The sequence below is a fragment of the Parapedobacter indicus genome (assembly GCF_900113765.1).
In the GTDB taxonomy this organism is placed as follows: Bacteria; Bacteroidota; Bacteroidia; order Sphingobacteriales; family Sphingobacteriaceae; genus Parapedobacter; species Parapedobacter indicus.
The window spans coordinates 163,977-178,712 of the sequence record NZ_FOQO01000009.1 but is presented as its reverse complement, the minus strand read 5'-3'; the positions used below and the strand labels follow the sequence as shown (position 1 = coordinate 178,712).

The following is a 14,736-nucleotide window of genomic DNA, read 5'->3' as shown; positions in this document are numbered from 1 at the left end:
ATGTCAATAGATCAGCATACAGCAAGGCAAGCGCGTAATTACGACGCAATTGTCATAGGATCTGGTATTAGTGGGGGATGGGCAGCTAAAGAGCTCTGTGATAAGGGCTTGAAAACATTGCTGTTGGACAGGGGAAGGGACGTACGTCATATTTTGGATTATCCTACTGCAAACCTCCAACCCTGGGATTTCCGGTTTCGCACCAATACCACACGGGAAGAGTGGGCAGCCGACCCCGTACAAAGTTCTGGCTACGACGAAGGGAATCGGCATTTTTATGCGCGGGATGCCGAAAGTCCTTATGTGCAGCAGCGGCCATTCAGTTGGTTTCAAGGAAATCAGGTTGGAGGCCGATCGCTGACGTGGGGTCGACAGTGTTACCGGTTGAGCGATCTTGATTTCGAAGCGAATGCAAAGGAAGGAGTGGGGGTAGATTGGCCTATCCGGTACAAAGAGATCGCACCATGGTACGATTATGTGGAACGTTACATCGGCGTGAGTGGCCGCAACGAAGGACTTGCTCACCTTCCGGATGGTGTGTTTCTTCCACCTATGGAGTTGAACTGTATAGAACAACACCTACGCAATCGTATACAGCAGGATTTTGGCCGAACGCTTACCATAGCAAGGGTAGCTAATCTTACCAAAGGATGGAAGGGAAGAGGCCCTTGTCTATATCGTAATTTATGCTCACGTGGCTGTCCATTCGGTGGATATTTCAGTAGTAACAGCGCTACCATACCGCAGGCTATGGCTACTGGTAACCTCACCTTGCGACCGTTTTCGTTGGTTAAGGAGGTCATCTTTGATGAGCGTTCGGGTCGGGCTACCGGTGTCCGTGTGATTGATACGGTAACGTTAGATGACACTGAATTCAATGCACCGCTTATATTTATCAACGCTTCTACCATTGCTACAGCGGCGATCCTGCTTCGGTCTACGTCTAGCAGGTTTCCTAATGGGTTGGGCAATGATAGTGGGCAGGTAGGGCTCAACCTGATGGATCATCATTCATCTGCAGGTGCTGCAGGTGTACACGATGGCTATGAAGATCGGTATTACCGCGGTAGACGTCCATGCGGCTTTTTGATTCCCCGGTTTCGTAATGTCGGCAATGATAAGCAAACACAGTTTACAAGAGGTTATCAAGTACAAGGCATTGGAAAGCGTATGGGTTGGCAGGAGCAGAAGGATAGCCTTGCGGGTTTTGGAAGATCATTTAAGAACGCAGTACTTTCGCCCGGTCCGTGGACAGTGTGGATGGGAGGATGGGGAGAGTGCTTACCATCGGCCACGAATCGGGTGTACTTGGACACCTCGCTTACCGATAAATGGGGGCTGCCAATGACGGTGGTCGATTTCGCCTTCGGGAGGAACGAAGAAAATATGCAAGTCGATATCCAGGACAGTTGTGCCGAGATGTTGCATAGCGCTGGATTTAAGCAGGTAAATACATTCAATTATTCGAAACCGGGAGGAAGTACCGTGCATGAAATGGGAACGGCACGGATGGGACATGACCCGAATACATCTGTATTAAATGCATTTAATCAACTGCATGCGGTGAAAAATGTATTTATCACCGATGGAAGTTGTATGACTTCTTCGGCCTGTCAGAATCCCTCGTTAACGTATATGGCTCTCACTGCGCGCGCTTGTGCGTATGCTGTGGATCAGTTGAAAAAAGGAGAACTTAGATGAAGTATAAACCATTGGAATTACCCCTGTACTTGCGCGATTATCACCGTTATCGTCATCCGTTGGTCAAACATAAATTGGTTTGGTTCCGCAAATTTCGGGGGCGGAGATGGATATATGGGCAGAATTTCGGTGATTATCTCTCGATCGTGGTGGTCGGTGAACTGTTGAGGCGGGCGAGTACATTGAATACGTTGCCTCCTGTAGACGGACGAATGCTTGCAATCGGTTCGATTATCCATTTTGCACAAGACAACGATATCATCTGGGGAAGTGGTGTAAACGGTAAAATGGATCGTGCGGATCATCGATTTAGCAACCTGGACATCCGTATGCTCAGGGGGCCCCGGACCAAACATTTTTTAGAAGAGATGGGTATCCGGGTCGATTGCAATGTCTTCGGTGACCCAGCACTGTTGATCCCTCATCTTTTTCCTAAGCTTAAGTATCGGCCAAAAAAAGACAAACATATTGTGATACCAAACTTAAACGAACTTGAACAGGTACAGAAGTTGGTGCCGAGCGAAGTCAGATTGGTCTCACCCGTTGGCTATTGGAGGAAAATTACTGAAGAGATCTTGACGAGCGAGTCAGTCATCACATCTTCGTTGCATGGGCTCATCTTGGCGGAAGTCTTTGGAGTTCCTGTACGATTTGTCCATCCGATAGGCGGCGAAACCCTTTTTAAGTACGAAGATTACCTCGAGGGTACAGGAAGGGTGATGTCAACAGTTCCTCCATCGTTTGAGAATGGGTTCTCCTTGGAAATGGGGGTGTCATTTCCCAAGCCCCAGGTCGATATTACGCGGATGTTGGAGTCTTTCCCGTTTTTATAATTGGTCCGGTTTTGTTATCAGCACAGATCATGAAAGTTGCTTTTTATCCCGAGGCTTTGAATGAAAACCCTTACCTGGATTTGATTCGTAAGGCGCTGGATGGCCAAAATGTTGAGTTTATTAAGGTGAATCAAGTATTCCGTGACGTAAAAACCTTTAAGTCTGTCACAGCGGTACACTTTAACTGGTATGAGAACATCTCTGAAAGGAAACGTTTCAAGGCGTTTACTGAGTTTCTCTGGAAATGCTCGGTATTACTGGCGTTGCGGATCTCGGGAAAACGTATCGTGTGGACCATGCACAATAAACAGGTGCATGATAGCGTTTTTAACGGGTATAACAAGTTGATTACCTGGCTTTTTATACGATTATCTGCTGTTATTGTTATTCATTCTAAATTGAGTAGTCAGTTACTGATTGATCAATATGGTAAGCGCATCACAAAAAAAATACATCATATTCCCCATCCCCACTACATAAATGTCTACGGGAAGACAGTGCCTGAGTTGCGAAAGGCTGAAGCCATGCCTTTACGCTTGCTGTTTTTGGGAGCTGTCAGACCCTATAAAAATATCGAGTTGCTCATCGATGTCATCCAAAATTTAGGCGACAATGTCTCCTTCACGGTTGCCGGAAAGCCGTTGAATGTCAACTATGGAAAAGCGATAACCGATCGCTGCACTCACTTGCAAACTGTTGAATTGCGGTTGGATTTTATTGAAGATGAGGATATTCCTCAGTTAATGGGATCGCACGATCTGTTGGTGTTACCTTATGATATCAATAGCAGCCTGAATTCGGGTTCGGTAATTTTGGCGGCTTCCTATGGAAGATCGGTCATTTGTCCCGAAATCGGTACCATTTTGGATTTTGAAGATCAGTCCTGTCTGTTGACGTATCAGTATTCGGATCCAAACGATCATTTTGATAAACTGACCCAGGCCATTTTGAAGGCCATTGTCCTGAAGCGAGAACAATCTGATGTTTTCGTCGAATGGGGTAAAGCATTGTATGATGACGTGCGACGGAATCACGATGAGGGGTTAATTTCAGCTCGTTTACATGATGTTTATAGCGGAAAAACGCAAGGAGCCAAAGTTGATGATTTTGTAAAATTAGATTAAAAATGCGTTGTTATGATTAGTTTTGTTATACCTTCCTATAATAGGAATGCCTATTTGATACAGTTACTCGATTCCATTTTGGCCCAAGACTACAAAGATGTCGAAATTATCGTGATAGACGATAACTCATCCGATAACACCCCGGATACTATGCGGGTGTATACCCAACGATACCCCTTTGTTAGGTATTTCCGGAATCAGCAGAATATGGGCTGCGGATACAACCGGGGGTTCGGTTTTAACCAAAGCAACGGTCAATACGTGATTTTTGCCGACGATGATGATTATTATACCGACCCTCTTTTTTTAACCAAGGCCGTGCATCTGTTTGACCAATATCCTGCACTCGCATTCGTCGGAGCAAACGCCGATATAAAGATGGAAAAAAACAATATCTTCAGGCCATTCAAAATGAATGTAAGTGGATATTTGGATAAGAAAGACTACTTGGATAACTTCAATTTCAAGTATGATAAACCGGTATCTACATTTCCTACGGTATTCAGGCGAAGTGCCTTGGTCGATAGCCAAATCGGTAGCATGAAAATGGTAAATGACGCCGCGATATATATGCGGTCGTTGTTATACGGCGATGTCTATCTAATGAATGAATCCATAGGCGTTTACCGGGTACATGATAGTAATATCACTAAATCGCTTTCATCCGATTTCATTATTGAAAACATGGAGGAAAAAAAATACATCAACAACCAAGCGGTCCGTTTAGGTATTTTGACCGAACCCGATTGGCTGAAAAAACAATGGATGCTGACGGTCAACTACTATTTCCGGTCATCAAAGTCTACCTTGGGGGACCTCATTAAACTGGTAAGCTGGGCGAAAGCAAACGGCATATCCGATGGTACTCCAGAAACCGTAAGGCATTTCATAAGTGGTAACTACAAGCGATTCAAAGCATATGTAAAATCGCTTTTGAAACCACACTAACTTTCAGCTGAACCGGAAGGACATCCAGATGGATCACAGATCACATCATGCCGGGGCACTATGGCTTGTGATTGACTTTAGTTTTCTATACGTCGACAAGACGAAAGGAAAAAATCTAATTAATAGAATTTTTAGTTGGTGTTTTTTTGTAAACGTCCAATAATCAAGTTTTACTTCCTGTTTAATCTTGTCGGGAATCTGGCGTAGGTGCACAATGTCTAAAATGAAAAATAAAGTTCTCATCTTTCGCTTATACGTCACATCATACAGCGTGTCCAACCCGTGTCGTTTACTGAATTTTAGTCGGACTCCTTCTGCTTCCAACAGGTCGGTTTTCCGCTTCAATAGCATATCGCCCTTTGAAGTCATAATACTGTTTTCCCTTCGGAAATAATAGTACAAAGGGAGCTTTATCCTGCATATTTTTTTGGCTGAATAAAATACTAAATGGAAGACAAACTCATCTTCGTGGTATTTTCCCTTTGGATATCTCAAATTCTGCCAGATTTCTTTTTTATATAGTTTATTCCAAGCAACGATGTATTCTATGTTATATGAGCCGTTTAAAAGGTCTGTGCCTGCATAAGAATATACTTCATGGCTGGAGAAATCTGTTTTTATTTCGCTTTCTTCGGAGAAACTTTGAAATCCGCAGACAGCAAAATCGCTGCCGGTTTGTACGATTCCCTTATATAACGATTCTATAAATTGGGGATGTACAGCATCATCGCTATCAACGAATGAAATGAATTCACCTTTTGCGACATCCAAACCACTGTTTCTGGCTTCCGACAATCCACCATTTTCACGATGTATTACCCGTATCCGGTTATCTTTTCTAGTATATTCATCGCAAATAATAGGACAGTTGTCTGGCGATCCGTCATCAACCAAAATAATCTCCAGATTTCTATAGGTTTGGATGAGAATCGAATCGACGCATCTTTCCAAATAATCTTCTACTTTGTAGACGGGAACAATAACAGATATTAACGGGTTAGCTTGCACGAATGACATCAATTAATGGTTGGTACTTAAATTTCAGTGTATCGGAAGAATATGATTCATAGGATGGCAGTTCTTTCAATTCTTCAAAAGCACTTTTGGCTTGCTCGAAGGTATCGACAAATTTTATATATGGTAAATCTTTAATCCAACGATGAGTTCCAGATACTTTCTGGTTATAGTTGGAAAATACGATACAAGGTGTCCCGGTTACGGTTGCGAATACCATGCCGTGCAATCGATCGGTGATCGCAAGTTTTGCCCGGGCAAATTGCCGGAATTTGTTTTCGACAATTGGTGCACGCTGCTTGCTCGTATACGCCTTACCATAATTTTCTATGTGCATATCAGAAACGATGACTTCTTCAAAATTATCTTCCAACAAAGTATGGATTTCATCTTTCGCTCGATTGCTCAAAATAGACTCTTGGTCCGCACGAATAACTTCTAATCCATATTGTCGTTCGAAAAGATAATTTTTCGATAGATATAAGACAATGTCAGGCGTGAGGATTACCTTGTTGGTAGGGAAATACGTTTTCATCAAATCGTAAGAAACCTGCTCCCTTGCCGTCAATATGAGCTTTTTATGGTTAATGAATAGTTCTTTTGTTTTTTTCAATTCCGATTTGCCTAGTTCATCTTCTGAATAATAAATCGTTTGAGGGAAAATAACAATCTTGTTTTCTGGAAATTCACTCACAACCATTCTTCGTAGGTTTTCCTCCCTCATGTATTCGTTTCCAAAATTTCCGCCACCATGCAAAACAAGTATATCGGAGGCCCTGATGAATTGCTTATATTTTTTAATAAATTCAGGCATAAGCGTCTGGTTTATCTCAATATAACAGTAGTCGGGGAAATTATCGGAAATAAATAGATACTGTGCTTCGGCGATGGCATGGTCCCCGATATTGGAATGGGTCGGGGTTTGGAAAACAATGATCCGTTTTTCTGGCGTTTTTTTAAACTGCTCAACGACATCACCTGTCCAACGTTTTATTTTTAGCGGGAAAAGGATCTTCTTCCTAAGTTCTTCGCGTATGAAATTTAACATATACTTTTTTTTAATTTTTTTCAACATAAACGATTACGAGCACTGACAGTTATGATAGTAAATGGTACAACTGTCGAGCTAACGTTTGAATTTTGAAATACGTTTCAAAACGGCTTGCTTTTCTTGTTTATCCAATAGTATCAATACCATAATAACAACAGAAATTAAACCAATTGAAACTGCAAGAATAATGAAATCAAACCAACTATCAGGGATAACATTAAACCAATACTTAACGAGGTAACATAATGACATCACGACGATACTACCTAACAACGCTTTCGATATATTTCTGTAAAAAGTATGCCATTTTAGGTTGAGGCACCGGGCTGCATAGATCGGCGTGAAAATTAAGTTACGAAGCAATCCTGTAGCTAAGCCTACAATGGGTATGACAAAAATGCCCCAATCCGTCGTTTTAAAGGCAAATAAAACCAATAGCGTATTGATGGTGCCAACGGTAACCCATACCAATGCAGGTATTTTCAATTTATTTGTAACCGTATATACGTTGAAAAGTGTGTTGATGCTTCCGGTAACCAACATGGGAATCAATGCAAGATTTGAAAGCTTATGCAATAGCTCGGTATTTTCATTTGGAACCCATAATCGGAAAAAAGAGTCGCCATAAACAATAAGGAAACTAATAGGTATAAGTGCAAACATACCAACTAGTTTTATCGAAAAGAAAACCTCCTTTAAAAGTTCTTTGGTTTTTCCTTGGCCAAATAATATGACGAAAGTTGGAACAAATACAGAGACTACAGTGCCAATCAACATTTGAATAAAATTTGGGATGATTTTAGTCAGAGAAAATTCACCCATGGCATGTGCGTTCAGGAATATGTTTACCAGCATTAAATCCAATTGCGTAAGCAAAACGACACTTAGTTGGTTGACAGAATTCCAAACACCTGAAGATAAAATTTCTTTCACCGCTTTTTTGTCAAACAAGCGGATGTTGAGTTGCATTTGCGGTAAAAACCGCTTGGTTAACCTAAAATTGGCAATTGCTAAATATATTGCGGAGACGATGCTTGATATACCTAAGTAATAGAGCTTCGGAATAAAAAAATAAAATAGCCCAAATATGGTGGAAACACGCAATACATTACTTATGATTGCCCTTAAGGCCGCCGCATCCTGTCTATTAACGGCAAAGGTGCAAACACTAAAGACAGAAAACACCAAACCGATCAACATGCTGATAAACGTAAACGTAAATAACAAACGTACATCAACATATAGATTGTTTGGTATATCAAAAATACGATCAAGAAAGAATAAAAAGCCTGTACATACGATCAGTAGGATACTTGAAAGAATAATATTCGCCACAAATACGCTATTGAAATACACGTTGGCTTTGTCAATATTCTTCCGTTCAAGTTCAATCGTAATAAAGCGGCTCGCCAATGCATTTAATGCAACTGTAGCAATGGATATATAACTGATAAAATTTGCGGACAACGGGAAGAAACCATACGCGGTTGCTCCCAATGTTCTTACAATATATGGTGTCAGCAGAAAAGATATCCCTAAACCAACGGCGCTAGCGAATAACGTAGATGCAAAATTTAATACAAATTGTTTTTTCCCCATTTTAGTTGATAGTCACTATGTAATTTGTGTTGTCGGGGAAAGCCTTGCAGATATGCCTCATCTTCGAATTTCATTAGCGGAATTAACGGTGTCAAAAGTAAGGAAAGATGCGGAGGTCGTAAACGTAATCTACTCCAAAATACCTATTTGTAGAGTTCCTACTACACCTCCTTAAGAAGTTACCGCGGAAATTGTATTACATTTGCCGCCAGAAAATTACGTTTGGTTATGCTATCCAAAATAGGGTTATTAGCGTTACTTAAACTTATTCGCTTACTTTTATTCAGGACGGGATTGATCTTAAGTTATGTTTAATAGGGAAATGATGAATGTGTTGTTTTATATATTGTTATTGGTGCAATTGTGCCTAATGTTGCAACTCCTCATGCCTTTGTTTCTCTTTATCCTAAGTTTGTTTAAGAATAGAAGAAACAATCAAGATGTCCGGGCGTTATCATCACCTGATTATGCCATAATTGTAACTGCCTACCAGCAAACCGAACAGTTGCCCGATGTAGTGGATTCCATATTAAAGCTCAATTATGATAATTATTTGGTGTATGTTGTCGCAGATAATTGTGACGTATCAGCGTTAAACTTCAACAGCAATAAAGTTATCCTTTTGCGCCCCCCGGAGACACTGGCCAGTAACATCAAATCGCATTTTTATGCAATCAGGAATTTCAGAAGACATCATGAGCTGCTTACCATTATTGATAGTGATAATTTGGTTGACGAAGAATACCTCAATGAATTGAATGTTTTTTTCGACAACGGTTATGAAGCCGTCCAAGGTGTAAGGAAAGCAAAAAATCTGGACACACGGTATGCTTGTTTAGACGAAGCTGGCGACATTTACTATCGGCTCATCGATCGTAAATTATTGTTCGAAGCAGGATCCTCGGCAGCGTTGTCCGGATCTGGGATGGCTTTTAATACGGATTTATATCGGCAATGTCTCGAAAAAGAGGAACTTGCGGGGGCTGGGTTTGATAAATTGCTTCAGTATCAGCTACTGATTCGTGATACGACCATAGCATTTGCGGAACATGCCATTGTTTACGACGAAAAGACATCCAGGACGAACCAGTTGGTAAAGCAGCGATCCAGATGGATAAATACGTGGTTTAAATTTGCTTATCTGGGACTTAAAATGCTGTTTTCGTCTATCTTTCCGCCAAATTTGAACCGCTTTTTGTTTAGTCTGATGTTATTGCGTCTGCCGCTGTTTCTATTGCTGGGATTGTCTTTTATTTGTTTAGTGGTCGATGTACTCGTGAATCCCTGGCTTGCCGTCGGCTGGGTATGTGTTTTTCTGGTTTTTGTGATTTTTTTTGTATACAGCCTTATCTATTTCAAAGCAGATTCAAGGATTTTTCGATCTTTATTATCAGCGCCGAGATTTGTTTTTTTCCAGGTATTGGCACTACTAACTTCCAGAAAAGCGAACAGGATATCGGTCGCGACAGAGCATTACCATGGCGGTAAACAGGCTGAGATCAAATAGTCTAAAAAGATTATGCGAATGGTATTTTCGAAAATGTAGATTAAAAAGATGGGGAAAAGGATTGGCATAGAAGTTCAACGATTGTTTCGGCCTAAAAAACACGGGATGGAGGTTGTTGCATTGGAGTTGATTAAGGAGCTGCAACAGGCTGAAACGCCGCATGAATATGTGGTTTTCGTAAAAAAAGACAAGGATTATTGCATAACGCCATCACACAATCTGCAAATCAAGGATCTGGGGAGTTGGCCATATCCCATTTGGGAGCAAGTCGTTTTCCCCTTGGCCATCAAGAATATGCGGCTCGATCTTTTACATTCGACTTGCAATACGTCGATGTTGTTTCCCTCACTGCCGTTGGTGCTGACGTTACATGACATTATCTATTTGGAAAAATTGGATATGGCAGGTACACTGTATCAAAATTTTGGTAATATCTATCGAAAATATGTGGTGCCGACTGTCGTAAAGAAAGCCAAAGCAATCATAACGGTATCAGAATTTGAGAAGAAAGTGATGATGGATAAGTTAAACATACCGGACCACAAGATTCAGGTTATTTACAACGCTGTAGGAAAGCAGTTCAATAATCGCTATTCCCATGAGCATGTTGAGGCGTTCCGAACATCGATTGCTCTGCCAAATGAATATATACTTTTCTTAGGAAACACTGCGCCCAAGAAAAACACAAAGAACACGATTTTGGCGTATGTAAATTATGCGAGTAAAGCTAAATCACCGCTTCCTTTAATTGTTTTGGATTATTCTCGTGACCTCGTGCTTGATCAGTTACGTGCAATGGGGGAAGAGCGGCTGATCAGCAATTTTGTTTTTCCTGGATATATCCGGGCTCAGGATATGCCATTGATGTATAATGCTGCTTCATTATTTCTCTATCCTTCAATCCGTGAAAGTTTTGGACTCCCCATTTTAGAAGCCATGGCTTGCGGGGTGCCCGTCATTACTTCGAATACTTCTTCGATGCCAGAAGTTGCAGCAGGAGCGGCATGGCTTGTTGATCCGTTGGATGTGACCGACTTGGGAGATGCCATAACGAGCTTGTCAAGCGATCAGGAGAAAAGAGCCGTTTTGATGGAAAAGGGATTAAAACGTGCGGAATATTTTAGCTGGAAGAACGCTGCGGAACAATTGATAAATGTTTACGAAAGTGTGTGTTAGCCGGTAATCGGTAAATCGATGGGACAATATATGAAATTGAACAAAATCATGTTTGTAGAATTATTTATTTATCTTCTGGTGATTTGTGTAAACTTTTCAAACTGCACGGGGAACCCAACCTCCAAGTCGACAGATGATGGAAATATTGAAGTCCTGTCCAGTACAGACAGCATTCCATTTAGGAACATGATTGGGATTAATGGTTTTGATTGGGAATATACCAATGGTACTGCATTCAATCAGCAAAAATTCGAATTGATTAAGACGTTTACCGGGTTTAGACAATACTTGGATTGGGATCGTATAGAGGTACGGGAAGGGTTCTACCGGTTCAGCTACGATGATATCTATCGGAAAAATAAACAGCAGGGTATCGTAACGTTGACCTGTTTGCAAACTATTCCGCGCTGGTTCAGAGAAAAGTATTATTCCGACGAGTATGACCGTAAAAAAGCGTATGGCAGTTTAAGAGATTATATAATGGTACCTAAGGGGGCTGACAAACGCGATCCCGCCTCTTATGTTGATTTTGCTAAATTGGGGTTTCAAGTTGCGGCCAGATATGGTAAAAACGCAAATATAAATCCTACTCTGGTGAAAGCAGTCACATGGGGCGACGTGCCAGATGTCAAAATAGGTTTGGGCACATTGGAATATATAGAATGTGGCAATGAACCTAATAAAGACTGGTCAGGCCCCAATGCCCAGCAAACACCAGAGGAATATGCCGCCCAATTGTCTGCTTTCTACGATGGCCATATGGGTACACTCGGGGAAGGTGTGGGTGTGAAAAGTGCAGATCCATCCATGAAGGTAGTTATGGCTGGAATCGCATCTCCAGATCTAAAATGGGTGGATAGGATGATTACATGGTGCAAAGAAAATCGAGCAAAAGATGGCAGCTATACCTTGTGTTTTGATGTAATCAACTACCACCAGTATTCTTCCGTACGAGCTGGGCAATATTGGGGGAATAACCCCGATCTGAGCAAAAACCATGGTGTAGCTCCCGAACTTTCGAGTGTCGGAAAAGCGGCAATCGATTTCATTAACCTGAGTCGTGAAAAAGCCGATGGCATTGAGGTGTGGGTTACCGAATGTGGGTTTGATGTCAATGAAAGAAGCATAAAGCGAGCATTGCCGATTGGAAATAAAACTACCATTGACACACAAGCTGACTGGATTTTGCGTACGGCGCTCCTGTATTCCCGCGTGGGGATAAATAGAGTGTTCTTTTATATGCTTAACGATGTAAGTAAAAATAGTCAGGTCCAATACAATTCGTCAGGGTTAATTGAGGCCGGACGTAGGAGACCATCAGCTGACTTTTTACTACAAGCTAGAAACTTAATAGGTGATTATTTTTATAGTGGTACAATCAATAACGATCCCATCGTAGATGTTTATTCCTTGGAGGACGAAAAAATATACGTGTTGACCGTTCCAGATCAAATAGGGAGAGAAGAGGATTATACCTTAAAGCTTCCAGGCATCTCCGAAGTAAGGATCCATCATCCCCAACAAGGATCGAATGAGATGATGACTGAAAGTAGAGCGATCGGCGATGATGGTCTCCAATTGAAAGTAACAGAAACCCCTGTTTTTGTAGAAGTGGTGCGATAATAATACGATACTTTACCTAAAAGGCTCCTATTCCCTGAATCTTCGATTTAAAATCAGAGATATTGTTTACAGCTTCTTGTTGCGAACTAGCGTAATGGTTGTTTTTTTTGACAATAGGAGTCTTGCTCATGTTGTTAATCATATCTGCAATAACATTGCTGCTAACTAACTCAAATCCGAGGTTATTATAATATTCAAGGGAACCGCCCCGCAAATCATATAGATCCAATAATTGCCCGTCCCAATCGTTGGATGTGTTCATCCTACCAACTGTGTTATTGTATACTTTCGCGTTGACATACGTTGTTTTCCCCGGAATGATATTCCGGTCAAATGTCTGAATTTCAAATGCACCGTACTTTCGCGTATTGTAGCATATGTTATGGTGGATTTCCACGGTTTGTGGTGAAGTCCCCCTGGAAAATGCCCACATTCGTATGGCATTCCCTTGGTAGTTGGTCAGTTTATTGTTGTGGAATTTACCGCTGCCCACCATGTAGAACACACCATTGTGGTTATTGTTGGTTTGGTTGACATTATTAACTGTATTATGGTTTATGTTGTAGTTTTCGACATTAAGAAATTCGCATATTGTACCAATGTTCATATTAATGAACGTATTATACGCAATTTCTACATTTCTAAAATAACCTCGATCAGTACTTTTATCAATCGCCCCTCCAAAAGAAATCTTTCCAACATTATCAAACTCACAGTTTACTATTTTAAAGCCATCAGTTAGGGTGCTATTTGTACCGTCATATACTTGGGCTTTGTTTACGCCATGCCCCGTTATGCAGTAGTAATTACTAGAATTTTTGAACTGCATATTTTGCAGTACCACACCATTTAACTGACCGGCCATATCAATAGCACTAAAACGAAAATTCAAAAATACGAATCCATATTTTGTATTTGAATCACCATTCCCAATGATATGAATGTGATTGAGGTTTTCCGTCTTCATATTTCCCTTTACCATTACTACCTTGTTGTTCCGGATAATAATCGGTTTGTCTTTAGAACCGCTCATATTGCGGATTGTAATGGAATTGTAGGTGCCTCCTACTATGCTGATCAGTATACCTTCCTTGATGTCCAGTGCTTTGCCGTCAATAATTAAATCGCCGCCGTTGCTTGATCCTACGACGATATCCGCTTGTTTTTGTTCCTGTTTGTTTTGGTCAGTCTGCTTTTCTGCAGCTATGCTAGTTCCTGGGGCGTCAACATTTGAATAAATGTCTTTTTTGCATCCCGAAACGAGAAACGTGATAAATAATAATACAAGTAGACAATCTTTGGTGACCCTTACGGTTATCAGGTGTTTCATAGGCGAATTAAGACGTACCTTTTCTCGATGGCGATGATTGTAATGCAGTCGTAAAGCTGGCGGGTGCCAGCTTGGCTGCTTTCAATGACAAGAATAGCTTTTTTTTATAAGAAAAAAAGCACGACATCAAACTTACCAATAGTGGCAACAATCGAAGTTCTGGCAACATTTTGCTTTATCATGAGGTAGAAAAAACTTTTTTGTAGTAAATGCGCTACAAAAAAAACAAAATATTGCTGCTAATGCAAATTTTTATTGTTTTTTATTATAATAATACCGATACGTTAACTTCTTTGAGATTTTGATTTTTGATCCTAAGCGATTAGGCTACTCCGCTGCGTGTTGTCTGTCGAATTGTTGTTAATGACTATAATCTCATGCGGAATGCTTGTTTCAAGTGCAGACAAGCTGGAGATGCAGTTCAATATATTTACCTCCTCGTTCCACACAGTAATCAGAATGGAGACCACCGCACCATACCAATCTCGAGAAAGATTGAGGCTGCCATAGGTGTTGTGGTAGACTTTTACATTCGCGTAGGTTTGTTTTTTTCGGGATCATGAAACGCTCGAAAGATTGAGTTTCGAAAGCAGAATACTTCCCCGCGATTCGACAACAATATTATTGAATATCTCTACGGATTTCGGAGTATCGCCTACACTAACCACCCAATCCCGGAGGGCGTTGCCTTGGTGGTTGTTAATGCGGTTGTTGTAGAATTTGCCGTTGCCAACGAGAAAAAACATACTATTATGTTCGTTGTTTTCCGTATTTATGTGCGAAAATGTGTTGTCGTGTACATCGTAATCTTGCACCATGCCCACGGAAAC

General features: G+C 41.1%; 13 protein-coding genes. 7 read left to right on the top strand and 6 right to left on the bottom strand.

Translation table 11 applies throughout. From position 1 onward, the window contains the following. From BMZ56_RS18240 to BMZ56_RS18225, 4 genes are read left to right on the top strand one after another with little or no spacing between them, the layout of a single operon-like run. Window positions 1–1,701: a GMC oxidoreductase gene (locus BMZ56_RS18240; protein WP_090629098.1), complete on the top strand. Its 1,701-nt coding sequence runs from the start codon at window positions 1–3 to the stop codon at window positions 1,699–1,701. After that, on the top strand, window positions 1,698–2,534 hold the full coding sequence (locus BMZ56_RS18235; protein WP_090629097.1) for a polysaccharide pyruvyl transferase family protein: 837 nt from the start codon (window positions 1,698–1,700) through the stop codon (window positions 2,532–2,534). Before BMZ56_RS18240 ends, BMZ56_RS18235 begins: the two co-directional genes overlap by 4 nt. Window positions 2,535–2,563: 29 nt before the next feature. Then, complete coding sequence (locus BMZ56_RS18230) at window positions 2,564–3,658, top strand: glycosyltransferase family 4 protein (protein ID WP_090629095.1); 1,095 nt, start codon at window positions 2,564–2,566, stop codon at window positions 3,656–3,658. A 12-nt stretch (window positions 3,659–3,670) separates the two neighbouring features. Further along, window positions 3,671–4,606: a glycosyltransferase family 2 protein gene (locus BMZ56_RS18225; protein ID WP_090629093.1), complete on the top strand. Its 936-nt coding sequence runs from the start codon at window positions 3,671–3,673 to the stop codon at window positions 4,604–4,606. A 45-nt stretch (window positions 4,607–4,651) separates the two neighbouring features. Here BMZ56_RS18225 and BMZ56_RS18220 read toward each other — a convergent pair whose 3' ends face one another. The 3 genes from BMZ56_RS18220 to BMZ56_RS18210 form a co-directional block, all read right to left on the bottom strand. Further along, entirely contained in the window at window positions 4,652–5,623 is a 972-nt protein-coding gene (locus BMZ56_RS18220) for a glycosyltransferase family 2 protein (RefSeq protein ID WP_090629092.1), read from the bottom strand. After that, a complete protein-coding gene (locus BMZ56_RS18215; protein ID WP_177195206.1) occupies window positions 5,604–6,668 on the bottom strand; it encodes a polysaccharide pyruvyl transferase family protein in 1,065 nt (354 codons plus the stop codon). The genes BMZ56_RS18220 and BMZ56_RS18215 overlap by 20 nt, the downstream gene beginning before the upstream one ends. 78 nt (window positions 6,669–6,746) lie before the next feature. After that, entirely contained in the window at window positions 6,747–8,270 is a 1,524-nt protein-coding gene (locus BMZ56_RS18210) for an MATE family efflux transporter (protein ID WP_090629088.1), read from the bottom strand. A gap of 307 nt (window positions 8,271–8,577) precedes the next feature. Here BMZ56_RS18210 and BMZ56_RS18205 point away from each other — a divergent pair, with 307 nt between their 5' ends. The 3 genes from BMZ56_RS18205 to BMZ56_RS18195 are packed head-to-tail and all read left to right on the top strand — an operon-like array spanning window position 8,578 to window position 12,576. Next, complete coding sequence (locus BMZ56_RS18205) at window positions 8,578–9,777, top strand: glycosyltransferase (RefSeq protein ID WP_256213840.1); 1,200 nt, start codon at window positions 8,578–8,580, stop codon at window positions 9,775–9,777. 48 nt (window positions 9,778–9,825) lie between these two features. Further along, window positions 9,826–10,953 carry a glycosyltransferase family 4 protein gene (locus BMZ56_RS18200; RefSeq protein WP_090629087.1) on the top strand — a complete coding sequence of 376 codons (1,128 nt, stop codon included), beginning with the start codon at window positions 9,826–9,828 and terminating at the stop codon, window positions 10,951–10,953. Window positions 10,954–10,983: 30 nt separating this feature from the next. After that, a complete protein-coding gene (locus tag BMZ56_RS18195; RefSeq protein WP_143072965.1) occupies window positions 10,984–12,576 on the top strand; it encodes a hypothetical protein in 1,593 nt (530 codons plus the stop codon). A gap of 16 nt (window positions 12,577–12,592) precedes the next feature. On the opposite strand, the gene BMZ56_RS18190 is transcribed toward BMZ56_RS18195, so the two are convergent. The 3 genes from BMZ56_RS18190 to BMZ56_RS18180 all read right to left on the bottom strand — a co-directional run bounded on the left by BMZ56_RS18190 (window position 12,593) and on the right by BMZ56_RS18180 (window position 14,724). After that, complete coding sequence (locus tag BMZ56_RS18190) at window positions 12,593–13,906, bottom strand: hypothetical protein (protein ID WP_090629083.1); 1,314 nt, start codon at window positions 13,904–13,906, stop codon at window positions 12,593–12,595. 314 nt (window positions 13,907–14,220) lie between these two features. Further along, window positions 14,221–14,376: a glycosyltransferase gene (locus tag BMZ56_RS18185; protein WP_090629082.1), complete on the bottom strand. Its 156-nt coding sequence runs from the start codon at window positions 14,374–14,376 to the stop codon at window positions 14,221–14,223. Between the two features lie 87 nt (window positions 14,377–14,463). Next, window positions 14,464–14,724 (bottom strand): hypothetical protein, encoded by a 261-nt coding sequence (locus tag BMZ56_RS18180; protein WP_090629080.1) that lies wholly within the window; start codon window positions 14,722–14,724, stop codon window positions 14,464–14,466. Between the last annotated feature and the right edge of the window lie 12 nt (window positions 14,725–14,736).